The following is a 26624-nucleotide window of genomic DNA, read 5'->3' as shown; positions in this document are numbered from 1 at the left end:
ACCGTTTGGGGCAAGATCGCGAATGTCAAAACACTCGTCTACAAAAGGCGAGCGGGTTGGCCCTGTGCCAGAAGCAACCTGACCGCTTTCTTATCGAAGGACACAAAAGTCTCGCCGCCAAGCCAGTTCCCCTCGTAGGCGATCGCTCCGTCGGCGAAGTCTCCTCCTGCTTCCAGGATCGCCAGCCCCGCCGCCGCTGCCGGCCGATTCATATCGACATTCGCTGCGGCCATCAATGCGCGCAGCGCCTGAGCCACATTGGCCACGTCGAAACCATAGACCTTACGCAGCACCCAAACCAGTTCGCACAATGCGGGTAGGGCCACCGTGATCAGTGACGCATCCCTCAACACTGCTGCTGCACGCTGTGCCTGCACAGGGTCGTCTTGGACTACGGCACGAACGAGCACGTTCGTGTCGACCGTTACCTTCACGCGTCACCCGACCAACCCTGCGCGGATGCCTCGTTCATCTCCTCAACGGTAGCGATTTTCTTTGTCCGTCCGGCGAGCAGGCCGACAAAGCCCTCTATGGTCGCGACAGGCTGGGCGGCTTTCAGCATTCCTTTGGCATCAGGCAGCAAGTCGAGTTCGATCTTGTCTCCGGGCTGAATGCCCAAATGCTGAAGCACTTCTTTTCTCAATGTGACTTGGCCGCGTGCGGTAACCGTCAATATCGCCATGATGATGTCCTCCCGGTCTAGTGCGTTAAATTGCAATGTAACTTTACCTCACAATCCGCCGTCTTTGCTAAAAGCCGACACTCTCCCGGAGCCATACGCGGCGGGCGTTTGGCCGAAGGTCCGCTTGAACAGGCTGATGAAGGCGCTCGCGCTCGAATAGCCCAGATCGAACGCGACCGCCTGCACCGGCATGCCTTCGGCAAGCATTTGCAGCGACCGCATCAGCCTGGCCCGTTGCCGCCATGCAGTGAAGTTGAATCCGGTCTCGGCGACAAAACGCCGGCTCAAGGTGCGCGCGCCGATGGCCGCCCAGCCGGCCCAGCTGTCCAGATCGCGATCGTCGGCCGGATCCGCGATCAGCGCCTGGGCGATCTTTTGCAGGCGGGCATCCGTTGGCAGCGGCAAACCGAAGGGCTCGACCGGCAGGGTCCTGATCTCGTCGAGGATGACGTCGGCGATGCGCTGTTTTTGCTCGCTCCACTCCCCTTCCGGCCACGTGCTCGCACGCAGCACCGCCTCCCTCAGCAGGCCGGAAGTGCGGATGGTGCAGGGTTGCCGGGGCAAATCATGGCAAGCCTCCTCCGCAACGTAGGCGCTCCAGCCGCGAAACGGTCCGTGCGACCGGCCCGAGTGGAGATGATGCGGCGGCAGCCAGACCGCGTGGATCGCCGGCACGATCCACACGCCGTCTTCCACGCCGACGGACAGCAGCCCTTGCATCGACGCGAACAACTGGCCCCGGGAATGCCGGTGCGCCTCGGTCACCAGCTCTTCCTCCTGGCTGCCCTCGGCGACGAACACCACCGGACCTTCCGAGGAATTGCTGGCATGGCGATTGATGGATAGTTTGCGCATGGCCGCATTTTGACATTGAATGGCGCGGATGGCGTACAGCCGCCACCAAAATCGCATTAATCTGAGGGCTTGAACAAGCAAGGAGCCAGACCATGAGCGCAACCCGCGATTTACCAGAGACCACAGACAAGACAGCCGCCAGCGAGGGAACCGTCGATCTCGACGCACTGTACGCCCCGCCCTCCGAGATGATCCAGAAAGCGGTGCTGGACCACCTGGTCGATTTCCACCTGGAGTATCTGCACGCGGCGACGTTCTTCTGTCTGGCGACGGGCAGCGAACAAGGGCTGGACGCGTCGCCGCGCGGCGGCCCCGCCGGATTCGTGCAGGCGCTCGACGCGCACACGGTGGCCTTTGCCGATTGGCCGGGCAACAACCGCATCGAATCGCTGCGCAACCTCCAGCAGGACGGTCGCCTCGGCATGCTGTTCATCTTTCCGGGGCTAGAGATCTTCATGCGCATCAACGGCCGTGGCGAGCTGTCGACCGATCCGGCATTGCTGGCGCGGCTGGCCGAAGGCGATCGGCTGCCGAAGACGGCAACCGTGGTCCGCATCGATCAAGTGCTGCTCCACTGCGGCAAGGCCGTCAACCGCGCGAAGCTGTGGCGCGCCGAGTCGCAACTGGCGCCGGCCGCATTACCGAGTGTGGGCAAGATCATCGCCGCGCTCGGCAAACGCGAGCATCCCCAAGCGTCGATGGACGACGCGCAGATCGAACAGATCAACCAGCACTACGATCATTCGGTACGGCACGATCTCTACTAGGCCCGATTCGGCGCGCCGCGAGCGCCAGGTTTTTGTGACCGCGCCTATACTGGCTTCGCAGCACCATGCATCAATTGACGATCGTTATTATTGAAAGGAGCCAGCATGCAAACCACGTGGATTCTCGCCGCCAATGCAGGCAGGGCAAGGTTGTTTGCCGAGTCGGACCCGGCCAAGCCCTTGCAGGAAATCGAAGACATGATCAACCCGGCAGTGCGCTTGCGCGTGCTGGAGACGGAGTCCGACAAAATCGGCCCCACCGCCGCCACCAACAGCGGCCACAATATCGGCGGCACCCAGGGTGTCGGCTTCGCGGATAACGGCAAGGTCGGCGCGCCCAACAAGGCCTACCAGCCGGCGCACACGCCGGCCGAGCAGGAGGCCGAGCAATTCGCCAAGGATATTTCCAACTACCTGTTGAAAGCGCACCAGGAAGGCCGCTTCGACCAACTGGTCGTCTCCGCTTCGCCGCAGTTCCTCGGCGCGCTGCGGTCCTTCATGGACCCGCACGTCAAGGCGCTGATCAAGAACGAATTCCACAAGGACTACACCCATTCGAACGCGCACCAGCTGCGCGAGCAACTGCAGGCACGGCAGTCCAGCGCGGGATGAACCTGCGGCCAGTGTCGGCACGTGGCGGCGCCCAGGTGCCGGGCCGCCGCCATCGTCATCGGTCATACCACCAGGACACCGGTTAATTCGCGGCCACCAACGGCGCCCGTCCTACCTCCGCCGCACTATTCCTCCAATCACGTTTTTAACGGCGCCGATACCGCTTTCGGTAAGCACGCGGCAGCTGTCAACGCGCGCACCCAAGTCATTTTACTCAAGGGCTGAAATTCCGTTTCATATCGCGGGATCGCGCCGCAATCAGAGCCGACACAGCCATATCATTTTTTGAAAGTTGGTTTCACATGCCAAAATTCATAAATCAAGTCATTGAAATTAAACGGATAAATTTATGTCCTATGTCTTATATAAGACCTTGATGCAACGCACCAAAATACCCTACTATTTAGTCATGGAGTTCGCCATTGAAAACCCAGCGGAACTCGACGATTTCCCTAACGCGCTTTTTTCTTTCAGGAGATTCACATGTCCCAATACCAAGACGACATCAAGGCAGTTGCCGGTTTAAAAGAACAACAAGGCAGCGCCTGGAACGCGATCAACCCCGAGTCGGCCGCCCGCATGCGCGCGCAGAACAAGTTCAAGACCGGCCTGGACATCGCTAAATACACCGCCAAGATCATGCGCGCCGACATGGCCGCCTACGACGCCGACTCGTCCAAGTACACCCAGTCGCTCGGTTGCTGGCACGGTTTCATCGGCCAGCAAAAAATGATCTCGATCAAGAAGCACTTCAACAGCACCGACCGCCGCTACCTCTACCTGTCGGGCTGGATGGTCGCCGCGCTGCGCTCCGAGTTCGGCCCGCTGCCGGACCAGTCGATGCACGAGAAAACCGCCGTCACCGCGCTGATCAAGGAGCTCTACACCTTCCTGCGCCAGGCCGACGCCCGCGAGCTGGGCGGCCTGTTCCGTGAACTGGACGCCGCCGAAGGTTCGGCCAAGGCCGCCATCCAGGAAAAAATCGACAACCACATCACCCACGTGGTGCCGATCATCGCCGACATCGACGCCGGCTTCGGCAACGCCGAGGCGACCTACCTGCTGGCCAAGCAATTCATCGAGGCCGGCGCCTGCTGCATCCAGATCGAAAACCAGGTGTCCGACGAGAAGCAATGCGGCCACCAGGACGGCAAGGTCACCGTGCCGCACGAGGACTTCCTGGCCAAGATCCGCGCCATCCGCTACGCCTTCCTCGAGCTGGGCGTGGACGACGGCGTCATCGTCGCCCGCACCGACTCGCTCGGCGCCGGCCTGACCAAGCAGATCGCCGTGACCGCCAAGCCGGGCGACCTGGGCGACCAGTACAACGCCTTCCTCGACTGCGAAGAAGTGTCGGCCGACGCGCTGGGCAACGGCGACGTCATCATCAAGCGCGACGGCAAATTGTTGCGTCCGAAGCGCCTGCCGAGCAACCTTTTCCAGTTCCGCGCCGGCACCGGCGAGGCGCGCTGCGTGCTCGACTGCATCACCTCGCTGCAGAACGGCGCCGACCTGCTGTGGATCGAAACCGAAAAACCGCACATCTCGCAGATCGGCGGCATGGTCAGCGAAATCCGCAAGGTCATCCCGAACGCCAAGCTGGTCTACAACAACAGCCCGTCGTTCAACTGGACCCTGAACTTCCGCCAGCAGGTGTACGACGCGATGAAGGAAGCGGGCAAGGATGTGTCGTCCTACGAGCGCAGCAAGCTGATGAGCGTGGAATACGACCAGAGCGAACTGGCGATCACCGCCGACGAAAAGATCCGCACCTTCCAGGCCGACGCGGCCCGCGAAGCCGGCATCTTCCACCACCTGATCACCTTGCCGACCTACCACACCGCCGCGCTGTCGACCGACAACTTGGCCAAGGAATACTTCGGCGAGCAAGGCATGCTCGGTTATGTGGCCGGCGTGCAGCGCAAGGAAATCCGCCAGGGCATCGCCTGTGTCAAGCACCAGAACATGTCCGGTTCGGACATCGGCGACGACCACAAGGATTACTTCAGCGGCGAAGCGGCATTGAAGGCCGCCGGTAAAGACAACACCATGAACCAGTTCTAAGATCCACAAGATCCAACGACTACCTCAAAAGCTCGCTACGGCGGGCTTTTTTTTTCGCCGGGATGGCGGATAATCGGCAAGCGAGCAGCAACCCCAACCAAGGAGCACATCATGGCACGCCCCCGTTTCGATGACGCATGGGCCGCTTCGCTGCGGATCTACGACCGCGCCAATTCCGCCGCCAAGGTGGCGGAAGTGATCGGCGGCTATGTGGCCAAGAACATCAACAATCCCAACCCCACGCAGCGCTGGGAAAACACCTGCGCCGTGCGCATGAGTTATATCCTGGGCGAAGCCGGCCTGGTGTTGCCGGCCATACGCGGCAAGACCGTCTCCGGGGCGGACAAGCGGCAGTATTTTTTCCGCGTGCGCGACCTGATCGCGTTCCTGACGAAGCAATGGGGCAAACCGGAAGTCGTCGAATTTCCCGCCTCCGGCGGCGGCATCCTGGCCGGCCGGCAAGGCCTGATTCTGTTCGAGGTGTCCGGCTGGACGGACGCGCTGGGACATGCCACGCTCTACAACGGCAGCGCTTGCTACGACAACTGCTATTTCAACGAACCGGGCGCGAAATATCGCACCGACCGCGCCAACTTCTGGAGCCTGCAGTGAGATGGATACCCTTGTGCGCGGCGCTGCTCGCCGGCGCCATGCTGTCGGCGACGGTCCGCGCTGCGGATCGGCAAGTCGATTCCCCGCAGGCCGGCGCGCGCAGCCACGCGCAGAATTTCAAGGACATGGTGCTGGCGAGCTGTCTGGCGCGGGCCTACGGGAACGAGCCGGGCGCGGCCACCGATGCCGGCAGCAGCGTCAGCGCGCTGCGCGACTGGACCTACTTCGATATGGAGAAAAGTCCCGAGGCCGTCGAGGCGCTGGTGGACGAGTTTTTGGCGCGCGACTACACCAATCCGCTGGCGGAAGCGGAAGTCAAAGGCATCCGCTTCGACTTCCTGAAGTGCATGGACCTGTACCACAGCAAGGCGCTCGACAAGCTGGTCAAGCGCCTGGTGATCCATCCGCAGCGCAGCTATCGGCAGGAAAGCCGCGCCCGCCGCTAGCGCGCATGCTGCTTTAAAACTCTTCCCACTCGTCGTTCTTGCCGGCCGTGGAGGCCGCGGGAATCTTCCTGGCCGGCGCGCCGATGCGTGCGGGCGTACGCGGCGCCGCCGCAGCGACTCGGCGCGCCGGCGCCGCCCGGACGGCGGGCGCCTTGGCCGGGCGCGCGAGGGCCGGAACGGCCGGTCCCGCCGCGCTCGCCGCCAGCTTGAACACGCTGACCACGTCGGCCAGCCGCGCCGCCTGCTCCTGCATGGCCTCCGACGCGGCGGCCGCCTCCTCCACCAGCGCGGCGTTTTGCTGGGTCACGTCGTCCATCTGCACGATCGCCTGGTTGATCTGCTCGATGCCGGAGGTCTGCTCGGCGCTGGCCGAGGTGATCTCGGCCATGATGTCGGTGACGCGCCGCACGCTCTCGACCAGTTCGGTCATGGTGCCACCGGCCTGGCGCACCAGCGCGCTGCCGGCGCTGACCTTCAGGCTCGAATCGTCGATCAGCGCCTTGATCTCCTTGGCCGCGCCCGCCGAGCGCTGCGCCAGGTTGCGCACCTCGGAGGCGACTACGGCGAAGCCGCGCCCCTGCTCGCCCGCGCGGGCGGCCTCGACGGCGGCGTTCAGCGCCAGGATGTTAGTCTGGAAGGCGATGCCGTCGATGACGCCGATGATGTCGGAGATCTTGCTCGACGAATTGTCGATCTCGCCCATGGTGTCGACCACCTGGCCGATGACGTCGCCGCCGCGGCGGGCCACCGTCGATGCCGCCTCGGCCAGGGCACTGGCCTGGCGCGCGTTGTCGGCGTTTTGCTTGACGGTCGAGGTCAACTCCTCCATCGACGACGCCGTTTCCTCCAGCGAGCTGGCCTGCTGCTCGGTGCGCGACGACAGGTCCTGGCTGCCGGCGGCGACCTGGGCCGAGGCCGAAGCGATGGTTTCCGTACCGCTGCGCACCGTGCTGACGGTCTCGACCAGGCTGTCGTTCATGGCCTTGAGCGCCTGCAGCAACTGGCCCAGCTCGTCGCGACGGTCGACCTCGATACGGCTGGTGAGGTCACCGGCGGCAACGGTGTTGGCCACGTGCAGCGCCTGCGCCACCGGACGCGTGATCGAGACGGTGATCACATAGCCGAGCCAGCCGGCCAGTGCCAGGATCCCGACGCCCAGGGCGATCATGATGTTGCGCGTGCTCACATAGGCCGCCTGGGCGTCGGTCGCCACCTGCCTGGCCGATTGCGATTGCACCGCGATCTGGTCGGCAATCGCTTTCTTGTAGCCGCCCAGAACCGGCCTGAGCTGGTCCGACAGATACGCGCGCGACTCCTCGTGTTTGTTATCGGCAATCAGTTTGAGCAAATCGTCCTGGCCCTTGACGTACTTGGCGTTCGATTCGACCATCGTGGCCAGCACAGTGCGCGCCTGCGGCAGGCGCAGCGTGCGGTCCAGCTTGTCGAGATTTTTCTGCGACTCCTGGCGCAGCGTCGCGATGCGCTCGGCCTGGCCCTGGCGGTCGGCCGCCACGTCGGTGAGCATCATGTTGCGCAGGGAAATGGCGATGTTGCTGATGTTTTGATCGAGCGCGTTGGCCGTTTCGATCTTGGGCATCCGGTCGTTGGCGATCAGATCGGTGGTGTCGTTGACCTGGCTGAGCACCTTCAACCCGAAGACGGTCACCACCACCAGCATCAAACAGATGGCGCCGAAGGCCAGCGCGAGTCGCTTGCCGATGTTGAGATTCGAGATTTTCATGAGTCACCTTGCGGAATTATGGACGTGGTCGGCGAAGATTTGTATTTCGGTACAGCAAGATACTATGTCCAATTTGGTGCATTTCCGATGACTAAACGTTAAAGGCGCCGTGATTTTGTAAACTTTCGCACCGTTATGGTTCGAAAATACAACAATCACCGCGCCGTTCCGGGCTGCACGTTGAATTGCTGGATGGCCTTGATGTGCCGCATCGGCGGCGCGCCGAACATGCGGCGGTATTCGCGGCTGAACTGGGTGGGGCTTTCATAGCCGACGCGGAAGGCGGCGGTGGCCGCATCGGCCGCCTCGCTGAGCATCAACTCGCGCGCATGATGCAGGCGCAAGTGTTTTTGATACTGAAGCGGGCTCATCGCGGTCATGGCGCGGAAGTGGTGGTGCAAGGTCGACACGCCCATGCGCGCGATCTCGGCCAGTTGTTCGACGCGCAGCGGCGCCATGTAATTTTCCTTGAGCCAGGCAATCGCCGCCGCCACCCGGTTGGTCTGCGTGCCCGACAGCGCGATGCGCCGCAGGTAGGCGCCCTGCTCCCCGCTCAGCAGCCGGTACAGGATCTCCTCGTGGATGTGCATGGCGAGAAAGGGGATATCGCGCGGCGTGTCCATCAGCCCGATCAGGCGCGCCAGCGCGTCGAACAGCCCGGTGGTGGCCGTCCCCACCGCGATGGCCATCTCCCCGCGCTGGGGCGCGCTGGCGCGCACATCGTGCTGCACGATGATGCGGCGCAGGCATTCCAAGTCCAGCCGCAGCAATGCAGCGTAGTAGGGCTCGGCGTCGCTGGCCTCAAGGATCTGCACCGTCGTCGGCAGATCGATCGCCGTCAGCAGGAAATTCGATTCGTCATAGTCCAGGACCGCCGCGCCGACCACCACCCGCTTGCTGCCACGAATGATCAAGGACACGCTGGGTTCATAGATGCTCGAAAACGGCGCCGACGGGTCGGTCATCCGATACAACGTCAGGCCCGGAATGCCGGTCTCCAACACCGGCGAGCGCCAGTCCAGGCGCTCGCAATCGGCCAGGATGCGCTGTCGCACGAGCAAAGTGTGCTCGCTGGCCGGCCGGTCCTTCAACTCTGATGCTTTCACAGGCGCTCCCGAAATCTCACCCTGCCAGTCTAGCCGTTCGCGCGTGGATTTCGCCAGCACATTACTTCACGGCGACAGGATTGGGCAAGAGTTGGACAGGATCGAGCTAGCGCATCGGCTAATTTTCCATCGTGGGAAACACCGAGAAGTCGGGCAGCGGATGGCGTTTGAGTTCAGCCTCGTTACCGATCCGCATCACCGACGCATTGGTGCCATCGTAGGCGGGCCAGGCCGGCAAATCTTTGCCCTCCGGGCTGCCGGTGGCGGCGAAATTGACCCAGGTCCGGGCCAGCCGCCCGGCCAGCTCGCGGTCGGACGCCGTCCAACTACGGCCATCCTTGTCGAGATTGTCGAACACGTACGGGATCTCGGCGCCATGCCCGGCGCCGCAGCCATAACCGCACGGCGTGGACGGCTCGGCCGGCTGGTGCGCAAAGTAGTAGGCATACGATTTGGAACGGGCATGTCGCGCGTGCAAATCGGCCCAGGACAGGATGCCCCATGCCCACCAGTCGTTGGTTAGCTGATCGATCGACGCTTTCGCCTGTGCGTCGGTGGCCCCGCGATAACGCGCCAGCAATGTTGCCGACGGTTTGTAGCCGAGCAGCGTCGTGACCAGCTCGCGGTGCCTGGCGGCAGTGAACTCGGCGGTGTCCAGGATCTCAGGCGCCAAGTCCTTGCCCTCCTCCGCATTCCAGCCGACCAGCAGCGGGACGTCGTTGTGGCGGCGCTGGCGGTAGCTGGTGATCAAATCTTCGCGCAACACGTAGCCGTCGACAATCGCCCGCGCCGACCAGGCCGGCTTCTGCAATTGGGCGACGCCCATCGTCCGCAGCCGTGCCAGGTTCGTCGCGCCGAAGCCCTTTGCGAAGGCCAGTCCTTCGGCTTCTGCGCCGCGGCGGTCCAAGCGGGCCTGGTCGTCCGCGTTGAGCGGCAAGGCGTAGCCGCTTTCGGCGACGGCGCTGTGGAACAAGCCTTTGGCCAGTGGCGAACCGATCAGCACGCCAACCGACGTGCCGCCGGCCGACTCGCCGGCGATCATCACGCGGTTCGGATCGCCACCGAAGGCGGCGATATTGCTTTTGACCCAGCGCAGCGCCGCGATCTGGTCTTGCAAGCCCTGGTTGCCGGAGGCGCGCTCCGGCGACTCCGCCGACAGTTCCGGGTGCGAGAAGAAGCCGAAGATGCCGAGGCGGTAGTTCAGCGTCACGACGATGGCGCCGTGCCGGGCCAGGTTGGCGCCGTCGAAGCCGGCTTGCGCGGCGGTACCGCCGTAATAGCCGCCGCCGTGTATCCACACGATCACCGGCAGCTTGTCGGCCTTCTCCGGCGCCCAGACGTTGAGGTACAGGCAGTCCTCGCTTTTCGGGTGGGTCACCCACACGGCGGTCTGCGCGCACGCGGCGGCAAAGCGGTCGGCCTGCTTGACGCCCTTCCACGGCACCACCGCCTGCGGCGACCGCCAGCGCAGCGCGCCGACCGGCGGCGCGGCAAATGGCACGCCCAGGTAAGTGCGCATCGCGCCGGCGCGGGTGCCGGCGATCTGGCCGCCGGTGACGTTGACGGTGCTGGTCGGCTCGGCGTGATCGGCCGCAACAGCCGTGCCGGCCGCCAGGCCCCCGAGGTGCAACGCGACCAGGGTGGCCGCACGTAAATGTCTCATTATTATATTCTCCGATAATGATCGGAATGCTACTCGCTTTATTGCTTGGCAATAGTGTGAATTTGCGCAGCACCGTTTTCGAAATTCACCAGCGGCTTGCCGCAAAAAAAAACGCGCCGGGGACCGAAGTCCGCGACGCGCAAATGAAATCGCCCCCTTGCGGCGACTACTACATCGTTACATCTTCCAGCGCAGGCCAACCGCGACCGAACGTCCGATCTGCAGCGTACCGAAACTGGTCGTCTGCGGATTACCCGCACTGCCGAAGTGGTAATACTGCTGCTGCATTTCGTTGGTCAGGTTGACACCGCTGATATCGACCGACATGTTGTCGTTGATCTTGTACGACACTTGCATGTCCACACTCTTTTCCGGACGACGCCAGATACCGAGCGGATTGGCGAACTGGGCGGCTTCGTTGGTGGACAGGAAGGCGGAGCGCCACACATACGACAAGCGCGCGCTGACCGGGCCCTTTTCGTAAGCCAACGTGGCATTGTAGGACCTGTTGGACACGCCGAAGAACGGTGTCTTGAGCTGGGCGACGATGTCGCCGGCATCATTGACTTCGGGCACGTTCTGCGACGACGTCAGTTTCGTAAAGCTGCCCTGGAACCCCAGGCCGTCCAGCACGCTAGGCAGCCATTTCGGGAAGTAGACCAGCCCGAGCTCGACGCCACTGATCGTGCCGTCGGAAGCGTTGACCGGCGAATTGATGACGTAGTCATAGCCATTCGTATGGTCGCCGCCCGAAGTCGAGTTGCGGAACGGGTCGTTGGCCGGATCGACGTGCACCCTGCGGCGCAAGTCGACCACCAGGCCTTCGATCTTGCGCTTGAACGCAGTACCGTAGAGCGCGCTGTCCTTCTGGAAATACCACTCGGCCGTCAGATCCAGGTTCTTCGAGCGCGTCGGCTCCAGGTCCGGATTGCCGCCGCTGCCATTGCCATAACCCACCCGGGTGACGTCGTCGCCGAGTTGCAGGACAGGATTCAAACTACCGAAGTTCGGGCGGCGCAGGGTTTGACCGTAGTTAGCGCGCAGCACGACGTCCTTGGCTGCATCGTAAATCAAGGTCGCGCTGGGCAGGAATTTGCTGGTCGACTTGCTGGCACTGGACGGCGTGACCGCCTTGGTGGTGGCGTCGACCTTGTAGAAGGTCATGTCGGTATCGACCTTGACGTAGCGCATACCGAAATTGCCGCGCAGGCGATTGCCAAACAGCTCGTTTTGGGTATTCCCCATCAGGAACAGGTTGCTGGTCTTTTCATCGACCTGGAAGGTCTTCTGCAGCCTCAGTTGGTCCGTCGTCAGGAAGTTCGCGTCGGTCGAGCTGAACATCTTGCGCCAGTCGTCGATATGGTCGCGGATGTAGTAGGCGTTGGGCTCCACCCATGCGCGCGGAACGTTCGAGATGTCCGTGCCGAAGTTCGAGTTGGTGGAGGAATACTCCGGCCCCAGCGAGGCAAGGTTGCGGTTCAAGGTGCCCGACTGGTTGCGGTTGGCCTCCGACGCCTTGCGCTCGTCGAGGCGGGCGCCGAAGTGGATCGTCTGCAGCGGGCCCCAGTCGGCATCGTAGACGCCCGACAGATTGGCCGTCGCCGCGCTGCCCTTGTTGCGGTTGGCGGTATCGTAGAACTGCGCGACATTCCACTTGGTCGGGTCGGTCAGGTCGGCATTGTTGTTGTTGAAACCAAACGCCGTGTTGCCGCCGCCGGCATTGAAGTCGACGTTGATGGAGGGTGCGACGCGATCGATCCGGGTGGCGGTGAATTCCGAGTGGAAGCTGCTCGATTGGTAGGACAGATCGCCGTCCAGCCTCAGCCTGTCGCCGATATCCCACTTGCCGTTCAGGGCATACACGCGGGAATCGGTCGCCGAGGTGGTGTAGTCGCCGCTGTTGAAGCCGTAGACGTTATTGACATTGCGGCTCTTGATGATGTTCGTTCCCGGGAACGTCGTGATCGTCCCCGCAGGGTTGCTGCCGAGATCGCCCCACCAGTCGACAAAGCTGAACAGCAACTGGTTGAAGGCCTTGTCGCGATAACCGCTGTACATCGATTCGAAGGTGTAGACCGAACTGCTGTTCGGCTTCCACTGCAAGGCGAGATTGGCGGCCGGACGCTCGCGCTTGCCCTGCAGGTCGCTCTGGAAAACGGCGTCGCGCGCCAGGTAGTAAGGAAAGGCTTTGCCGTTGAAATCGAGCGTTGAACCGGCTGCCGTCGGCAAGCCGGTACGGGTGCCTGGCGTCCAGATGCTGGTGTCGGTGATGCGCTGCAAGGGCGTGTAACCGGCGGGGACTTCGGCGGCGTTGGGGCTGGTAAACGGCACCATCGCGCCCGGCGTCACGCTTTCATTACGGTACTTGGTCCGGCTGGCCGACAGATTGACCAGGGCGCCGACTTCGCCGATGCCGGTTTCCCAGCGGTTGCTGAACAAGGCGCTGACCTGGGGGTTGTATTTTTTCGCGGGATCGAGATAGGTCTCACGCGCCAAAAGCGACACTTTCGGCCCCTTGAAATCGAACGGCCGCAGCGACTTGACGTCAACCTGGCCGGCGATGCCGATCTCCAACTGGCTGGCGTCGCGCGTCTTGTAGACGTCGATCTGGCGCACCAGGTTCGAGGGAATGTCCTGCAGCGCGACCTGCGTGCCGGACGCGGTAAAAATCGTGCGGCCGTTCCAGGTGGTTTGGACGTCGGGCAGGCCACGGATGGACAAGGTGCCGACTTCGCCGCCCGAGCGGTTGGTGACCTGGATCCCCGTCACGCGCTGCAGCGCTTCGACGACGTTGTTATCGGGCAGCTTGCCGATGTCTTCGGCAACGATCGATTCCACGACCTGGTCGTTGGTGCGCTTGATCGCCAGGCTCTTGATCAGCGATGCCTTGACGCCGGTCACGACAACGGTGTCGATCGGCGCAGCCTGTTCGGCGGCCGCTTGTGCCCAGACCGAGGCGCTGGTCAGGATGCCGGCGCCGGCCAGGACCGCGACCGACAGCTTGATTTTCAGGTGGTGTGGGGATACCGCGCGGCTCCCGGTGGCAGGTACGCTCATGTCTGTCTCTCCGTAGTTATAGTTTTTTAGTGTGCGTGCACGAATTCTTGTGCTGCGAAACTATCTTAGGGACGGGACAACCAGCAAACCAATCAAATTTTTCCGGGTTGTGATATCGAAACCGTTATGACGGCCGCGCAAAAGTCACAATAGTGATCCACGGCGTGGAGAGGCCGAATGGGGCCGCGCGGGGCGTGGCGGCTTGAAAAGCGACGTAATCGATGCAAGCCGCATGGACGGGCAAGGCTCTCCTTGCGAAGAGCTCGCCAAGCGCCTGCGGACAACAAAAAAACCACGGGCGCCGCGTCAAAGCGTTGCGCCAATGACACGTCACGCCGGGTCCGCCCGCCGCTAGTCGGTCTTGCGCGACGCCAGCCGCGCCCGCAACTCCTTGATCTCGGCGGCGTAACTGTCGCGCGCAGTGACCGCGCCGACCAGCTCCATCTCGGCTTTGAGCCGGGCGTCGGACAACGCGGCGGCGGCCGCCACGTTGCGCTCGATCTGCGCGCGCAGGTCGGCCAGCTGGCTGTCCTTGCCCTCGATGGCCAACTGGTCCTTCGCCTTGCCCACCAGCGCGTCGGTGGCGATGTGGCGCGCGTTGCGCAGCTCGGCCTGCAACTGGTCGATCTCCTCGCCGCGCTCGACCAGGGTGGCCAGCGCCTCGTCGCGCGCCGCCGTCAGGCTGGCGAGCTGGGCCAGCAGCTCCTCGCGCTCGGCCTCGAACTGCTCGCCGGACTTGAGCAGGACTTCCATATCCTCCTCGGACTGGGCCAGCGCGTCGCGCGCGCCGACGCCGGCCTCCTCGGCCAGCTGCTGCGCCCACTTGCCCAGCGCGATGGCGATCGGCTCCGGGATATCGAGCTTGGGCGCCTCGGCCGGCTTGGCGTTGCGGGCGCGCCACGCCGTCAGATGCTTGTGCACGGCGTTGACGGAGGCCCCGTCCAGCGCCGCGCTGACCGCCTCGATCGTCACCCGCTGGCCGTCGCGCTGTATCCCATCGGCCGCGGAGGCGACCTGTTCGGCTGTGACTTCTTGACGTGACATTGCGGGCTCCAGTGGAAATTTAACAAATACAATCCCCACAAGATACAGATCTTGTTACGCGGCGGCAAGAGTATTCCGGGAGAACGTGCGCGCCGCATACACCGTTGCCTAGTTGGTCACCACCTTGATTTGCTTGACGTCCAGGGTCGATTCGCCGAACGTTTCCTTGTCGAATTCACCGGTCAGCTCCACCAGGGTGTTCTGGTCGATCTTGGCGCCGTCCGGGAAGCGCTTGGCGTCGATCTCGACCGTCATCTTGCCGCTCTGGTCGGCGAACTCGTATTCCTCGCCGCCCTTATGGTTGACCAGCTTGCCCTTGAGCTTGGCGTACTGGTCGTCCTTGCCCTTGGCCAGCAGATCCTTGGCGGTCATCAGCTGCACGGTCGACGGCCCGGAGTAGCCGGCCGGCGCGGCGTTGGAAGACGGTCCGGTGTAGCCGCCCGACTGCGCGACGGCAACGGCCGAACCGGCCAGCAAAGCGGTGACGAAGGAGAGTTGGAGTATGCGTTTCATGGTGTTGTCCTTTGTGGTGGTAAGTCGTTATCGGGACCTGCTGTTCACTGCAGGCACAGACGCATTACACCGATTGGACATTAACCGTATCTTAAAGAACACACCGGCCCGCCTTAGCGGGACGGCAGCTTCAGCGTGACACCCAAGCCCCGGCCGTCGAGGCCTGTGCCGAAGACGATATCGATCCCGTGCAAATCGGCGATGCGTTTGACGATCGACAGACCCAGTCCGCTGCCGCCCTGCCCCTGCCCCAGCACGCGGAAGAACCGCTCCGTCAGCCGCTGCCGGCTCGCATCGTCGACGCCGGGGCCGTCGTCGCGCACGACAATGCGGCCGCTACCGGCGATGCGGTCCGCCGCGATCTCGACCCGGCTGCCGGCCGGGCAATAGCGCAGCGCATTGTCGATCAGGTTGCGCAGCATGATCTCCAGCATCTGCGGGTTGGCGTCCACCTGATCCAGCTCGCAGCGCGCGGCCAGGGTGATGCCGCGCTGTTCGGCCACGCCCGCATGCTCGTCGAGCAAGCGCTCGAACAGCGGCACCAACGCCACCGGCTGGCGCACCAGTTGTTCGCGCGCCAGCGGATCGAGTCGCGCCAGCGCCAGCAGGCTGTCGACCAGCCCGGTCATGCGCGCGATATCCTGGCGCAGCTTCTGGAACGACGCGGCCAGCTCCGGATGCTGCCGCTGCAGCAACTGCACGTGCATGTGCAGCCCGGCCAGCGGCGTGCGCAGCTCGTGCGCGGCATCGGCGGTGAAGCGGCGCTCGGCTTGCAGCGCCGCGTCAAGGCGGCCCAGCACGCCGTTCAGCGCCAGCACGATCGGCAACAGCTCGCGCGGCTGGCCGGCGCTCGGCACCAGCGCCAGATCGTCCGGCGTCTTGGCCGCGATGGCCGACGCGGTGCGGTGCAAGGGCTTGAGCACGCGCCCGGTCAAGACCCAGCACACCAGCGCCAGCAGCGCCAGGAAACCCAGCACCGGTAACCACAGCGACTCGGCAAGTTCCTCCAGGATATCGAAGCGCTTCTTGTATTTCTGGCCGACCTGCACCTCGAAGCGGCGCGCGTCGTCGCGCACCACGAACACGCGCCAGCGGCGCTCGTCGAATTCGGGATCGGCAAAGCCGTGGCTGTCGTCGAAGCCGGTGACAAACGGCCGCGCCGGCGCGCCGCTGGTGCGCTGGATGACCCGGCCGTCGACGACGATCTGGTATTGCATGTCGACCTTGCGGCCGTTGGCGCCACCGGGCCGCGCCGACGCCAGCAAGCCGCGCTCGTTCCACTCGGTGGTGGCGGCCATGATCATGTAGCCGGACTCCTCCAGCGCGTCGTCGAACACCTCGTTGGTCTCGTGCCATGCGATGACGGTCACGATGCCGAGGCTCCCCAGCCACAGCACGGTGCTGGCCGCGACAATCACCGCCAGCAGGCGCCGCCGCAGCGACCACGGCGCGCGGTGCGCATCGGCCGGTTTAGTCGTCATTGTTTTTCAGCCGGTAGCCGAGGCCGCGAACGGTGACGATGCTGTCGGCGCCCAGTTTCTTGCGCAGGTTGTGGATGTAGACCTCGATGGCGTTGCTTTCCACCTCGTCGCCCCAGCCGTACAGGGTTTCCTCGATCTGGGCACGGGTGACGATGCTGTTCTTGCGCAGCAGCAGCGCGTACAGCACGTGGTATTCGCGCGCGGTCAGCGCCACCGGCTGTCCGCCCAGGCTGGCCTGCTTGGTGTCGAGGTTGAGCGCGATGCCGGCGTGCACCAGATCATTGCTCACCTGGTCGGCGCCGCGCCGCACCGCCGCCCGGATGCGCGCCGACATCTCCTCCAGCTCGAACGGCTTGACCAGGTAATCGTCGGCGCCAAGGTCCAGCCCCTCGACCCGGTCGGCCAGCGCGTTGAAGGCGGTGATCAGGATGACCGGCACGGCGTTGCCGGCGGCGCGCAACTCGGCCAGCAAGGCGTCGCCAGACAGGCCGGGCAAGCCACGGTCGAGCAGCACGCAATCGTAGCGGTGGGTCATCAGCGCGGTCTGGGCAGAATCGCCGCGTTGAACCCAATCGACGGCGTGCTGGTCGAGCCGCAGCCAGGCGAGGATGGTCTCGCCCAGGGAGGTGTCGTCTTCGACTAACAGAATGCGCATAAGGGGACTCGGGCAGGAAATTGCCGCCAGTATGGCGGAAAAACGCTGTCGAGTTTGGCGCGGCAAGATGAAACGAATCTTAAAGCATGTCGTTTCTCCTCAATACGAGACGACCCCGCACGGAGCCGTTGTTAGCACTGCGGCGGGCAAATCGAAGGCGACAGGGTTGTTACCTCTTTTAGGAATGAGTCTAATCCCGTCTAATTGAAGCCCTCCGAGTCTAATGGAGTCTGAACTACGGTGGCCCGGGTCTAAAACAGGCCATGAAATCGGCAAGAGAATCTAATTTGATCTAGTCCGTCGAGACAAAAATCTAAAACGAACGATATTTTTATTCGATGCTCTAATTTTTAGACCATTTTCGAAGGGGCTAATCATGGAATTTGAAGCGAAGCAAGCGATATACATCCCAGTGATCGATTACTTGAATCTAGAATTCTTTTTGATGGATACCCGTCCCGGCGTCAAGCCCGGTCCTTTTGTGGTTGAACTTGTGAAGCGCTGGCTGGCGACTGAAACTGCGCGACTAGCCCTGCGGAACGGGCAAGCGATACGCGGTTTTCAATGGAAAAATGTCTTCTTGCCGGAAGGGACGACGCTACGAACCAGCTATTGCGACGTCGTCGAATTCGCTAAAGTAGTGGGCGATCGGATCGTTTCCGAAGACGATATGTGGTTGACTCCATCCATGTTCGCCAACCGACACGCAAAAGGACGCAATGCCTGGCGCTTCGTATGGCTGCGCTTTCCCGGCAACGACCACTGGGTCCGTGCCGCAAATTACAGAAGGCATTCCGAGGATGTGGCACAAAGGCGGTCTAAAACGATGGTGGCGGCGGTCTAATGCGGTCCATTCCAACAAGGCGGTCGTCTAATCGCGTCCAGAGCTTTCAATGCAAAGACGATTTCGGTCTAATGAAGCGGACCCCGCAAGTTTTTTTGGACGCGATTAGACCGAACGAGTGCGACTTCGACCGAATTAGACTGCGTGCGCGAAGGCCCCCGGGGAGGCCCCCCGGGCGAGGGCCCGGAATACCTTGTTAAAACGGCCTACTCGGAGGCGCTGTCCTCGCTCCACTCTTAAGATTTAAGTACGGATCCGCCTAGCGACCACCGGTCCCACAAGATCGACCATTCGTCGGATCAGCGTCGCCGAGGCGGCGGCAACAGCGTACGCTGCCCTCATCATTCAAACCAGGGAGCTCAGATGAAATTACCGACCGTCACCGCTTATGTGCTTACCTCGCTGCTTGCCACCGTTCCCGCCTCGCCCGTTATGGCCGCCGAACCGGCCGACCTGCGCGCGGAGATTCTGGCGGCGGACGCGCGCCTGTTCGGCGCCATCAACCAGCGCGATATCGCGGCCATGAAACAAGGCTTCAGCCCCCGGCTGGAGTTCTATCACGACCGTACCGGCTTGACGGGCTACGCCGACAACATCCGCATCTTTGAAAACAAATTCAAGGAACCGGGCACGCTGCGCCGCGAGGCCATGAACGACACGGCCGAGGTTTTCCCCGCTGGCCCGGACCGGGCGATGCACATCGGCAGCCACCGCTTCTGCTCAGCGGAGGCGCCCGGCGCGAAGGAAGGCTGCGGCGTCTACCGCTTCTCGATGGTCTGGGAAAAAGAAGCAGGCACCTGGAAACTGCTGCGCGTGCTGAGCTACGGCCATTGACCAAAACCATACCAGATTGAACCGCTAGTGAACCGTATAATTCCTCGCACGGTACGACAACAAGCGGACAACATTGATATTCAGCTATATATTGTGTCCATGCCGGTTGCAAAAACGGTTCACTCAAAGGAGATCTACATGAAGAAGTTCTTGATGGCAGCAGCTTTCACCATGGCTTTCGGCGCAGCGAACGCGGCGGACATCGTCGATACCGCGAAATCGGCCGGCTCGTTCAACACACTGGTCACGGCGGTGCAAGCGGCCGGCCTGGTCGACACGCTCAAAGGCCCGGGTCCGTTCACCGTCTTCGCGCCGACCGACGAAGCCTTCGCGAAGATTCCAAAGGCCAAGCTCGACGCCCTGCTGAAAGACAAAGCCGCGCTGACCAAGGTCCTGACCTACCACGTGGTGCCGGGCAAAGTAATGGCCGCCGACGTCAAGCCGGGCAAGGTCAAGACCGTGCAGGGTGAATCGCTGACCGTGACTGCCAAAGACGGCAAAGTCATGGTCGACAAGGCCCACGTCACCAAGACCGACATCGCCGCCGACAACGGCGTGATCCACGTCATCGACACGGTCGTCATGCCTAAATAAGCTTTAAAGTCTTAACGATTGCGACGGGCTGGGTTTTGCGAATGCGGAACACAGCCCTTTTCCGTTGCGTGTTACGTGGACAAGGTCTCCAGCGCCGCCTGCCGGATCGCCTGCGTGGCCGGATGGCTGATGCGCCGCTCGGTCGTGATCGCATACACCTGCTCGCGCAGCGACGGGATGGTGCCGACCAACACCACGCCGTACTGCGCGCAGATGGTGTCGGCAATCGCCGCCGGCGCGAAGAACAGCCCGGCGCCCGACTGCCCGAACGCCTTGATCATGGCGCTGTCGTCGAACTCGCCGATCACGCGCAAACGCGGCACGTGCGTGTGCAGCCACTGCATCAGCCTGGCGTGCACGGCGAAATCCTCTCCCGGCAACAGCAGCGGCACGTTATTCAGACATTCCGGGAACGCCCCGCTCAATGTCGCCACCAGGGCCGGCGCGCCGAACACGCCCAACTCGCTTTCGCCCAGCAAGTGGTTATAGCCGCGCACGCTCAGATGGCTGGGCATGGCGCGGTCGGTGATGATCAGGTCGAGCTTGTGCACGGCCATGTCGGCCAGCAACGCGGCCAGCCGCCCTTCCCTGCAGATCAGCCGCGTCGGCTCGGCCAGCGACAGCGCCGGCGCGACCAGGCGGCAGGCCACCGCCTTCGACACCGAATCGGAAACCCCGACCCGAAACGTGGTAGCTTGTGTAGCGGACTGGTCCTTAACGACTTCCAGCAAGGCGTCGCCGGCGCTGAAGATGTCCTCCGCGTGGCGCAGCACGCGGTTGCCGGTTTCGGTCAGCTCCAGGCGCCGCCCGACCCGCCGGAACAGCTCGACGCCCAGGGTATCGGCGAATTCGGTGAGCTGGCCGGAGATCGATTGCGGCGTCAAATGCAGCTGCTCGGCGGCCTTGGCGATGCTGCCGCTGCGCGCCACCATCCAGAAGTAGCGCAAGTGTTTGTAGTTCAAAGTGGCCATTGGCTATCCCTCAATACATCGGTTAAATCGATGAATTAACCAAGTATATTCGAATTGTACGAATGATTGAGCGGCCCTATCATGAGTCTTGTCATCCACCAAGAAAGGAACTGATCATGAACATCGCAATCCAATCGAACGGCCTGGTCCTTACCGAGAGCCTGCGCGCCTATGTCTACCGCCGCCTGGAGACGTCGCTGGGCTGGGCACTGACCCGCCGCTTGGCCGTGTGGTTGTCGGACATCAACGGCCCGCGCGGCGGCCGCGACAAGCGCTGCAAGATTCAGATCAGCCTCGACAACGGCAAGACCGTCGTCATCGAGGACACCGAGGAAGACATGTACGCCGCGATCGACCGCGCCGCCGAACGCGCCGACCGCGCGCTGGCGCGCCAATTGTCGCGCAGCCGCGAATTCACCCACGACAAAGTGGCCACCCTGGCGCCGGCGGACGAGGACGCCGACGGCAAAGACGGGCGATAACGTAACAATCAAGCGGAGAGCGCTATATGACTGGAATCGAGAACATCGCCACCGCCCCCATGTGGGCGGGCTTCGTGGCCTTTGTGTTGCTGATGCTGGCCGTCGACCTGTGGGTCTTCGGCGGCAACAAGGCACACAAGGTCACGCTGCGCGAGGCGGGCGCATGGTCGCTGGGCTGGTTCAGCCTGGCGCTGGCCTTTAACGGCGGCCTGTGGTGGTATTTGAACGGCACCGTCGGCGCGGAAATCGCCGAACAAAAATCGCTGGAGTTCCTGTCCGGCTACCTGATCGAGAAAGCCCTGTCGGTCGACAACGTCTTCGTCTTCCTGCTGATCTTCACGGCGTTCCAGGTCAAGGCCGAGTACCAGCGGCGCGTGCTGATCTACGGCGTGCTGGGCGCGATCGTCATGCGTGCCGTCATGATTTTGGCCGGCGCGTGGGTGGTGAAGGAGTTCAGCTGGGTGCTGTACCTGTTCGGCGCGTTCCTGCTGTACACCGGCGTGCAGATGATCCGGGCCGTCGACAACGAACCGGACGTCAAGAACAACCCGGTGCTGAAGTTTGCCCGCCGCCACCTGCCGGTGTCGGAAGGCGATCACGGCGAGAAGTTCTTCGTGAAGAAAGATGGCAAGCGCTATGTGACCATGCTGTTCCTGGTGCTGATCCTGATCGAGGTGACCGACCTGGTGTTCGCGGTCGATTCGATCCCGGCTATTTTCGCCATCACGTCGGACCCGTTCATCGTGTTCACGTCGAACATGTTCGCGATCCTTGGTTTGCGGGCGCTGTACTTCCTGCTGGCCGATATCGCAGACCGGTTCCACCTGCTCAAATATGGCCTCGCACTGGTGCTGTGCTTCATCGGCTTGAAGATGCTGTTGCTGCCGTGGATACACATCCCGGTCCACATCTCGCTGTCGGTGGTGGCTTTGCTGATCGCGGGTAGCGTCGTCGCCAGCCTGTATGCGACGCGCAAGAAATAAGTTAATTGGAATATTAGAAGGAGTAACGCAATGAGACATTACGACACCGATAGCGCCAGCGCCGCTGGCCGACTCGTGGCCCTGTGCATGGTAGTTGACGGCAACATGGCGCCGTCCGAGCTGCAGGCGCTGCAACGTTCGCGGCTGCTGGAGTACATCGACATCGATATCGACAACTTCCACGACCTGGTCGACGACCTGTGCCAGGACATGCTGAGCACCTCCGTCAAGCACGAGCACGTGGTGCTCGACGAGGCCACCATCGACGCCCTGCTCGGCGAGATCCAGGACCCGGCGTTGCGCCGCCAGCTGCTGCGCGCCATGTGGAACATCGCCGACGCCGACGGCGTGCTGGCCGACGCCGAGGCCAAGCTGCTGTCCCGTGCCTGCGCCGTCTGGTCGGCGGAGTCGCACTTCGTCAAGGAGGAAGTCAGGCAGCTGGCGGTCCGCTAAGCTGAACTGACGAACCAGGGAGCCGCCACCGCCGAAAAGCAGTGGCGGCTTTTCTCATTTTGGGAGCGGCAGCACGCCGACCGACTTGAGCGCGCCGTCCGGCTGCGCCAGCGCCACCACCATCTCGCCCTGCGCCAGGCTCTCGCCGACCAGCACGCGGATGTTGATGTCGTGCGTCACCAGCACCAGGTTGCCCGCCTCTTTGTGCGTAGACAGATAAGTCCGCAGCGCGCGCACCTTGGTCTGGCGCGCGGCGTCGTCATCGTTGAACATCGAATCGACCATCGTTTCCGGCCGCGCCCGGCCGAACGCCAGCTGCGCCGTATCGATGCAGCGGCACCACCGGCTCGACAGCACCTGCGACACCGGCACCTGCCGCTCGCGGAAGGCCGCGCCGATGCGGCGCGCATCCTCCCGCCCGCGATCGGACAAATTACGTTGGGTAGCGCACGCTCCGAGCTTAAAGTTTTCCGGGTCGCCAACGCCCGGCACCGTCGCCGCGTGTCGCATCAGCACCACGTACCCGCCTTCGCGCAGGCGGCGCCAAAGGGCCGCGCTATCCGTATCGCCAGCACCGGCGGGGCTTGCGCCCAGCAGCGCCAGCATTCCCATAAATGAACGACGCAGCATGACACCTCCTGAATTAGCCAATTTGGACAGTATGCGGCACAGCTCGACCGTGTGACGCGCTCTTCGCATGTGGCGTATGCTGAATGTTCATCCAATCCACTTGAGGAGCCCTCCCATGTCAGGCACATCGAAGACGCTGCGCGCCGTCGCGGCAACCTTGATGCTCACCACCGCCTTCGCCGCCTCGGCCCAGGACAGCAAGGGCAACAAGACGGAAGTGCAATGGCTGGGGCAAGCGGCCTTCAAGATCACCACGCCGGGCGGCAAGGTCATCGTCGTCGATCCGTGGCTGACCTCCAATCCCAAAACGCCGCCGGCCTATAAAAACCTGGAAGCCCTCGGCAAGGTCGACCTGATCCTCGTCACGCACGGCCACAACGACCACTTCGCCGACGCCCCGGCGCTGGCCAAGTTGAACAACGTGCCCGTCTACGGCCCGGCCGGACTGATGCAATCGGTGGCGGCGCTGGAGATCCTGCCGGCCACGCAAGCGGTACGCTTCGGCAAGAGCGGCACCGTCACGCCGCTCGGCCCCGACATCAAGATCACCGCCGTGCACGCCGAGCACAGCTCGGAACTGGGCTGGAAGAACCCCGCCACCGGCAAGGACGAGGTGCACGTCGGCGGCGAGCCGGTCGGCTACATCATCGAACTGGAAAACGGCTTCAAGATTTACCACATGGGCGACACCGGTCTGTTCGGCGACATGAAATTCATCGGCGACTACTACAAGCCGGACCTGGCGCTGATGCCGATCGGCGGCCACTTCGTCATGAGCCCGAAGGATGCGGCCATGGCGACACGCGAATGGCTGCATCCGCGCTACGTCATCCCGATGCACTACGGCACCACGCCGCAGCTGAAAGGCACGCCGGCCGAATACAGCGCGGCGCTGGGCCACAGCAAGATCAAAGTTATGGCCATCAATCCCGGCGACAAGCTGGACTTTTAATCCCCACAAAGGAAACACATGAACATTCTTATGGTACTGACTTCGCACGACCAACTGGGCGACACCGGCAAGAAAACCGGCTTCTGGCTCGAGGAATTCGCCGCGCCGTACTACAAACTAAAGGAAGCCGGAGCGAAGCTGACCCTGGTGTCGCCAAAGGGTGGCCAGCCGCCGCTCGATCCCAAGAGCGACGAAGCCGACGCCCAAACCGAAGCCACCGCACGCTTCAAGGCCGATCCGCAGGCGCAGGCGGCGCTGGCCAATACCGGAAAATTGTCCGACGTGTCGGCCAACGATTTCGACGCCGTCTTCTATCCGGGCGGTCACGGTCCGCTGTGGGACCTGGCCGAAGACCGCGACTCGATCGCGTTGATCGAAGCGATGATCGCCGCCGGCAAGCCGGTCGCCGCCGTCTGCCACGCCCCGGGCGTGCTGCGCCACGTGAACGGCCCGGACGGCAAGCCGCTGGTCAACAGCAAGAAGGTGACGGGCTTCACCAACACCGAGGAAGAGGCGGTCGGCCTGACCAAGGTAGTGCCGTTCCTGGTCGAGGACATGCTGCGCGAACGCGGCGGCATGTATTCCAAGCTGGGCGACTGGCAGCCGTACGCGGTCACGGACGGCTTGCTGGTCACGGGACAGAATCCGGCGTCGTCCGAAGTCGCCGCCGAAGAACTGCTGAAACTGCTGAAGTAACTGTTGAAATAGATAAAGGACCGCCCCATGGACAACACCGTCACTTCCCTCAGCGCGCAGCAATGGGCGTTCGGCTACGGCGCCGCGCTGCTGGCATTGCTTGCGATCGACGCGCTGTGGCTGACGTTCTACATGGGGCCGGCCTACAAGGCCGCGCTCGGCGACCTGCTGCTGGCGCAGCCCAGACTGGCGTCGGCCGCCGCCTTCTACCTGCTGTTCGCCGTCGGCGTGCTGGTCTTCGCGGTGGCCCCGGCCTTGCGCGCCCACAGCTGGCAAACCGCCGCCATATTCGGCGGCCTGCTCGGGCTGGTCGCCTACGGCACCTACGACCTGACCAATTACTCGGTGCTGAAAGCCTGGCCGCTGGGGCTGACGTTGATCGACATCGTCTGGGGTGGCCTGTTGTCGGCCGCTGCCGCGGTTGCCGGCTACGCCGCCGCCAACCGTTTCAGCTGACCGGAGCAGCTTGCGGTCGGCAGCTTCCTCGTGGAGAAACGTAGGGCGGATTAGCGTAGCGTAATCCGCCATGCACGCACCGTCGGCGGCTCAAAGATGGCGGATTACGGCGTGCCGCCTAATCCGCCCTACGTATCTTTAGAAATAAATACGGTTGGAGCATCCGCGCTTAGCCGTCCGCCTTCGCCAGCGACGCCCGCAACGTCATCGTCACCGGATACTGGTGGGTCACCGGCCGCGCCAGATCATAGCAACCGTTCAACAGTGCATTGAGCCCGTTCTGCGTCATTTCGCGCCACGGCATGTGCACCGTCGTCAGGCGCGGCGCCGAGAACTCCGCGCTCGGCGTATCGTCATACCCGATCACCGACAACTCGCTCGGCACATGTATCCCCGCCTCCTGGAAATACGACAGCGCCCCGACCGCCATCTCGTCATTGGCGCAAAACATCGCCGTGCAGGCATAGCCCGACTCCACCAGCTCCTTGGCCGCCGACCAGCCGCCGGCCGGCGAAAAGTCCCGCTCGACCAGCCACACCTTGCCGGTATCGATGCCATGGGCCGCCAGCTCGTACATGAAAGCGTCGATACGCACCACGTTATCCGGCAAGCTCGACGGTCCTGAAACGACGGCGATGCGCCGGTGCCCATGCTCGAGCAGCGTGCGCGCCGCCAGCCTGCCCCCCAGCTGATGGTCGACCGTGAAGCACTGCCCGGCAATGCTGTCGAAGTGATGATTGAGCACCACCACCTGGTGCTGCTTGGCGCCCAAGGCGGCGATGTCCTCCTCCAGCAGCACATTGGTCATCAGGATCAGGCCGTCGCAGCCGCGCTCGATGAGAAACTCGATGCCCTCGATCGCCTGCTGACGCGCCCCGCCCAGCCCGACGCCGAACGCCACCACCATGTGCAGGCCGGCCGTGCGCAGCTCGGTGTCGATGATCTGCAGGATCGGCGTGTAAAACGTCCCGCTGAGCACGGGGATGTAGACGCCGATCATGCGGCTGCTGCCCGACAGCAGCGAGCGCGCCGCGTGCGACGGCCGGAAGTCGAGCGCCTCGATCGCCGCGCGCACCTTGGCCACCGTCGCCGGCGACACCGAACCCTTGCCGCTGACCACCCGCGAAGCGGTTCCCAATCCCACGCCGGCGAGGCGGGCTACGTCTTTGATGGTGGCCACGTGCGCGTCACTTTTGCTTGAAAAATAGGTGGATGGTCATCCCGAGTGTCTCATTTTGGAAACGTTCCCATATGGTGCACGCCTTGATTTGCCCTGTCAACGAAAACCTCCGGCGTTTACCCGCGATACCAAATTGACTTTAAAAAACGAACGATGCTATATTTGCCAGCATCGAATGGAAACCTTTCCAAGCTGTTTGGCATAATGGCGAAGGTTGGCGATGTGGAACAGCAGGGCGGCGCGCGAGCGGT

Annotated in this window: 28 protein-coding genes; 14 read left to right on the top strand and 14 right to left on the bottom strand. The window is 63.0% G+C overall.

The features are described 5' to 3' along the window. Positions 1-38: 38 nt before the first annotated feature. From NHH73_05050 to NHH73_05040, 3 genes are read right to left on the bottom strand one after another with little or no spacing between them, the layout of a single operon-like run. The gene (locus tag NHH73_05050; protein ID USX27675.1) at positions 39-434 is read right to left on the bottom strand and encodes a type II toxin-antitoxin system VapC family toxin; all 396 of its coding nucleotides are present in this window, start codon (positions 432-434) and stop codon (positions 39-41) included. Beyond that, the gene (locus NHH73_05045; protein ID USX27674.1) at positions 431-682 is read right to left on the bottom strand and encodes an AbrB/MazE/SpoVT family DNA-binding domain-containing protein; all 252 of its coding nucleotides are present in this window, start codon (positions 680-682) and stop codon (positions 431-433) included. The genes NHH73_05050 and NHH73_05045 overlap by 4 nt, the downstream gene beginning before the upstream one ends. Before the next feature lie 48 nt (positions 683-730). Beyond that, positions 731-1537, bottom strand: coding sequence for a helix-turn-helix transcriptional regulator (locus tag NHH73_05040; GenBank protein USX27673.1), 807 nt, complete (start codon positions 1535-1537; stop codon positions 731-733). A gap of 92 nt (positions 1538-1629) precedes the next feature. Here NHH73_05040 and NHH73_05035 point away from each other — a divergent pair, with 92 nt between their 5' ends. The 5 genes from NHH73_05035 to NHH73_05015 all read left to right on the top strand — a co-directional run bounded on the left by NHH73_05035 (position 1630) and on the right by NHH73_05015 (position 6038). Beyond that, complete coding sequence (locus NHH73_05035; protein USX27672.1) at positions 1630-2304, top strand: pyridoxamine 5'-phosphate oxidase family protein; 675 nt, start codon at positions 1630-1632, stop codon at positions 2302-2304. A gap of 105 nt (positions 2305-2409) precedes the next feature. Beyond that, complete coding sequence (locus tag NHH73_05030; protein USX27671.1) at positions 2410-2916, top strand: host attachment protein; 507 nt, start codon at positions 2410-2412, stop codon at positions 2914-2916. A gap of 483 nt (positions 2917-3399) precedes the next feature. Then, on the top strand, positions 3400-4980 hold the full coding sequence (locus NHH73_05025; protein ID USX27670.1) for an isocitrate lyase: 1581 nt from the start codon (positions 3400-3402) through the stop codon (positions 4978-4980). A 111-nt stretch (positions 4981-5091) separates the two neighbouring features. Continuing rightward, positions 5092-5592, top strand: coding sequence for a type VI secretion system amidase effector protein Tae4 (locus NHH73_05020; GenBank protein USX27669.1), 501 nt, complete (start codon positions 5092-5094; stop codon positions 5590-5592). Positions 5593-5630: 38 nt separating this feature from the next. Next, positions 5631-6038 (top strand): type VI secretion system amidase immunity protein Tai4, encoded by a 408-nt coding sequence (locus tag NHH73_05015; protein USX29559.1) that lies wholly within the window; start codon positions 5631-5633, stop codon positions 6036-6038. 13 nt (positions 6039-6051) lie between these two features. Here NHH73_05015 and NHH73_05010 read toward each other — a convergent pair whose 3' ends face one another. From NHH73_05010 to NHH73_04975, 8 genes are all read right to left on the bottom strand, one after another. Further along, positions 6052-7779, bottom strand: a complete 1728-nt coding sequence (locus NHH73_05010; protein ID USX27668.1) for a methyl-accepting chemotaxis protein — start codon at positions 7777-7779, stop codon at positions 6052-6054. 155 nt (positions 7780-7934) lie between these two features. After that, positions 7935-8885: an AraC family transcriptional regulator gene (locus NHH73_05005; protein USX27667.1), complete on the bottom strand. Its 951-nt coding sequence runs from the start codon at positions 8883-8885 to the stop codon at positions 7935-7937. Between the two features lie 118 nt (positions 8886-9003). Next, the gene (locus tag NHH73_05000; GenBank protein ID USX27666.1) at positions 9004-10548 is read right to left on the bottom strand and encodes a carboxylesterase family protein; all 1545 of its coding nucleotides are present in this window, start codon (positions 10546-10548) and stop codon (positions 9004-9006) included. Positions 10549-10725: 177 nt separating this feature from the next. Continuing rightward, a complete protein-coding gene (locus NHH73_04995; protein ID USX27665.1) occupies positions 10726-13605 on the bottom strand; it encodes a TonB-dependent receptor in 2880 nt (959 codons plus the stop codon). 351 nt (positions 13606-13956) lie between these two features. Beyond that, positions 13957-14649, bottom strand: a complete 693-nt coding sequence (locus tag NHH73_04990) for a DNA-binding protein (GenBank protein USX27664.1) — start codon at positions 14647-14649, stop codon at positions 13957-13959. Between the two features lie 108 nt (positions 14650-14757). Then, positions 14758-15162, bottom strand: a complete 405-nt coding sequence (locus NHH73_04985; protein ID USX27663.1) for a NirD/YgiW/YdeI family stress tolerance protein — start codon at positions 15160-15162, stop codon at positions 14758-14760. Between the two features lie 113 nt (positions 15163-15275). Continuing rightward, positions 15276-16643 carry an ATP-binding protein gene (locus NHH73_04980; protein ID USX27662.1) on the bottom strand — a complete coding sequence of 456 codons (1368 nt, stop codon included), beginning with the start codon at positions 16641-16643 and terminating at the stop codon, positions 15276-15278. Next, positions 16633-17298, bottom strand: a complete 666-nt coding sequence (locus tag NHH73_04975; protein USX27661.1) for a response regulator transcription factor — start codon at positions 17296-17298, stop codon at positions 16633-16635. The genes NHH73_04980 and NHH73_04975 overlap by 11 nt, the downstream gene beginning before the upstream one ends. Before the next feature lie 376 nt (positions 17299-17674). On the opposite strand from NHH73_04975, the gene NHH73_04970 reads away from it, so the two are divergent. The 3 genes from NHH73_04970 to NHH73_04960 all read left to right on the top strand — a co-directional run bounded on the left by NHH73_04970 (position 17675) and on the right by NHH73_04960 (position 19570). Then, positions 17675-18142: a hypothetical protein gene (locus NHH73_04970; protein USX27660.1), complete on the top strand. Its 468-nt coding sequence runs from the start codon at positions 17675-17677 to the stop codon at positions 18140-18142. Between the two features lie 363 nt (positions 18143-18505). After that, the gene (locus tag NHH73_04965; GenBank protein USX27659.1) at positions 18506-18976 is read left to right on the top strand and encodes a nuclear transport factor 2 family protein; all 471 of its coding nucleotides are present in this window, start codon (positions 18506-18508) and stop codon (positions 18974-18976) included. A 138-nt stretch (positions 18977-19114) separates the two neighbouring features. Further along, positions 19115-19570: a fasciclin domain-containing protein gene (locus tag NHH73_04960; protein USX27658.1), complete on the top strand. Its 456-nt coding sequence runs from the start codon at positions 19115-19117 to the stop codon at positions 19568-19570. Between the two features lie 71 nt (positions 19571-19641). Here NHH73_04960 and nhaR read toward each other — a convergent pair whose 3' ends face one another. Beyond that, positions 19642-20541, bottom strand: coding sequence for a transcriptional activator NhaR (nhaR, locus tag NHH73_04955; GenBank protein USX27657.1), 900 nt, complete (start codon positions 20539-20541; stop codon positions 19642-19644). Positions 20542-20657: 116 nt separating this feature from the next. On the opposite strand from nhaR, the gene NHH73_04950 reads away from it, so the two are divergent. From NHH73_04950 to NHH73_04940, 3 genes are read left to right on the top strand one after another with little or no spacing between them, the layout of a single operon-like run. Beyond that, a complete protein-coding gene (locus NHH73_04950) occupies positions 20658-21023 on the top strand; it encodes an HPF/RaiA family ribosome-associated protein (protein USX27656.1) in 366 nt (121 codons plus the stop codon). Positions 21024-21049: 26 nt separating this feature from the next. Then, positions 21050-22006, top strand: coding sequence for a TerC family protein (locus tag NHH73_04945; protein ID USX27655.1), 957 nt, complete (start codon positions 21050-21052; stop codon positions 22004-22006). Between the two features lie 30 nt (positions 22007-22036). Beyond that, the gene (locus tag NHH73_04940) at positions 22037-22459 is read left to right on the top strand and encodes a TerB family tellurite resistance protein (protein ID USX27654.1); all 423 of its coding nucleotides are present in this window, start codon (positions 22037-22039) and stop codon (positions 22457-22459) included. A 54-nt stretch (positions 22460-22513) separates the two neighbouring features. Here the strand turns inward: NHH73_04940 and NHH73_04935 are convergent, their stop codons facing one another. Then, positions 22514-23089 (bottom strand): histidine phosphatase family protein, encoded by a 576-nt coding sequence (locus NHH73_04935; GenBank protein USX27653.1) that lies wholly within the window; start codon positions 23087-23089, stop codon positions 22514-22516. Positions 23090-23249: 160 nt separating this feature from the next. On the opposite strand from NHH73_04935, the gene NHH73_04930 reads away from it, so the two are divergent. From NHH73_04930 to NHH73_04920, 3 genes are read left to right on the top strand one after another with little or no spacing between them, the layout of a single operon-like run. Beyond that, complete coding sequence (locus tag NHH73_04930) at positions 23250-24041, top strand: metal-dependent hydrolase (GenBank protein ID USX29558.1); 792 nt, start codon at positions 23250-23252, stop codon at positions 24039-24041. 18 nt (positions 24042-24059) lie between these two features. Continuing rightward, complete coding sequence (locus tag NHH73_04925; GenBank protein USX27652.1) at positions 24060-24737, top strand: type 1 glutamine amidotransferase domain-containing protein; 678 nt, start codon at positions 24060-24062, stop codon at positions 24735-24737. Between the two features lie 27 nt (positions 24738-24764). Beyond that, positions 24765-25193, top strand: coding sequence for a DUF2177 family protein (locus NHH73_04920; GenBank protein ID USX27651.1), 429 nt, complete (start codon positions 24765-24767; stop codon positions 25191-25193). 169 nt (positions 25194-25362) lie between these two features. Here NHH73_04920 and NHH73_04915 read toward each other — a convergent pair whose 3' ends face one another. Continuing rightward, positions 25363-26373: a LacI family DNA-binding transcriptional regulator gene (locus tag NHH73_04915; GenBank protein USX27650.1), complete on the bottom strand. Its 1011-nt coding sequence runs from the start codon at positions 26371-26373 to the stop codon at positions 25363-25365. Positions 26374-26624: the final 251 nt, after the last annotated feature.

Source organism: Oxalobacteraceae bacterium OTU3CINTB1 (genome assembly GCA_024123955.1).
Classification (GTDB): Bacteria; Pseudomonadota; Gammaproteobacteria; order Burkholderiales; family Burkholderiaceae_D; genus Rugamonas.
This window is presented reverse-complemented; position numbering and strand designations above follow the sequence as displayed.

What these genes read in the sequence shown, in the direction of transcription:
- NHH73_04985 (USX27663.1), bottom strand. Translation starts at nt 15,162, where the DNA reads ATGAAACGCATACTCCAACTCTCCTTCGTCACCGCTTTGCTGGCCGGT.
- NHH73_04920 (USX27651.1), top strand. Translation starts at nt 24,765, where the DNA reads ATGGACAACACCGTCACTTCCCTCAGCGCGCAGCAATGGGCGTTCGGC.
- NHH73_04935 (USX27653.1), bottom strand. Translation starts at nt 23,089, where the DNA reads ATGCTGCGTCGTTCATTTATGGGAATGCTGGCGCTGCTGGGCGCAAGC.
- NHH73_05040 (USX27673.1), bottom strand. Translation starts at nt 1,537, where the DNA reads ATGCGCAAACTATCCATCAATCGCCATGCCAGCAATTCCTCGGAAGGT.
- NHH73_04925 (USX27652.1), top strand. Translation starts at nt 24,060, where the DNA reads ATGAACATTCTTATGGTACTGACTTCGCACGACCAACTGGGCGACACC.
- NHH73_05035 (USX27672.1), top strand. Translation starts at nt 1,630, where the DNA reads ATGAGCGCAACCCGCGATTTACCAGAGACCACAGACAAGACAGCCGCC.
- NHH73_04970 (USX27660.1), top strand. Translation starts at nt 17,675, where the DNA reads ATGGAATTTGAAGCGAAGCAAGCGATATACATCCCAGTGATCGATTAC.
- NHH73_05045 (USX27674.1), bottom strand. Translation starts at nt 682, where the DNA reads ATGGCGATATTGACGGTTACCGCACGCGGCCAAGTCACATTGAGAAAA.
- NHH73_04945 (USX27655.1), top strand. Translation starts at nt 21,050, where the DNA reads ATGACTGGAATCGAGAACATCGCCACCGCCCCCATGTGGGCGGGCTTC.
- NHH73_05010 (USX27668.1), bottom strand. Translation starts at nt 7,779, where the DNA reads ATGAAAATCTCGAATCTCAACATCGGCAAGCGACTCGCGCTGGCCTTC.
- NHH73_04940 (USX27654.1), top strand. Translation starts at nt 22,037, where the DNA reads ATGAGACATTACGACACCGATAGCGCCAGCGCCGCTGGCCGACTCGTG.
- NHH73_04950 (USX27656.1), top strand. Translation starts at nt 20,658, where the DNA reads ATGAACATCGCAATCCAATCGAACGGCCTGGTCCTTACCGAGAGCCTG.
- NHH73_04995 (USX27665.1), bottom strand. Translation starts at nt 13,605, where the DNA reads ATGAGCGTACCTGCCACCGGGAGCCGCGCGGTATCCCCACACCACCTG.
- NHH73_04990 (USX27664.1), bottom strand. Translation starts at nt 14,649, where the DNA reads ATGTCACGTCAAGAAGTCACAGCCGAACAGGTCGCCTCCGCGGCCGAT.
- NHH73_05030 (USX27671.1), top strand. Translation starts at nt 2,410, where the DNA reads ATGCAAACCACGTGGATTCTCGCCGCCAATGCAGGCAGGGCAAGGTTG.
- NHH73_04960 (USX27658.1), top strand. Translation starts at nt 19,115, where the DNA reads ATGAAGAAGTTCTTGATGGCAGCAGCTTTCACCATGGCTTTCGGCGCA.
- NHH73_05015 (USX29559.1), top strand. Translation starts at nt 5,631, where the DNA reads ATGCTGTCGGCGACGGTCCGCGCTGCGGATCGGCAAGTCGATTCCCCG.
- NHH73_04975 (USX27661.1), bottom strand. Translation starts at nt 17,298, where the DNA reads ATGCGCATTCTGTTAGTCGAAGACGACACCTCCCTGGGCGAGACCATC.
- NHH73_05025 (USX27670.1), top strand. Translation starts at nt 3,400, where the DNA reads ATGTCCCAATACCAAGACGACATCAAGGCAGTTGCCGGTTTAAAAGAA.
- NHH73_05020 (USX27669.1), top strand. Translation starts at nt 5,092, where the DNA reads ATGGCACGCCCCCGTTTCGATGACGCATGGGCCGCTTCGCTGCGGATC.
- nhaR (USX27657.1), bottom strand. Translation starts at nt 20,541, where the DNA reads ATGGCCACTTTGAACTACAAACACTTGCGCTACTTCTGGATGGTGGCG.
- NHH73_04980 (USX27662.1), bottom strand. Translation starts at nt 16,643, where the DNA reads ATGACGACTAAACCGGCCGATGCGCACCGCGCGCCGTGGTCGCTGCGG.
- NHH73_04965 (USX27659.1), top strand. Translation starts at nt 18,506, where the DNA reads ATGAAATTACCGACCGTCACCGCTTATGTGCTTACCTCGCTGCTTGCC.
- NHH73_05000 (USX27666.1), bottom strand. Translation starts at nt 10,548, where the DNA reads ATGAGACATTTACGTGCGGCCACCCTGGTCGCGTTGCACCTCGGGGGC.
- NHH73_04930 (USX29558.1), top strand. Translation starts at nt 23,250, where the DNA reads ATGCTCACCACCGCCTTCGCCGCCTCGGCCCAGGACAGCAAGGGCAAC.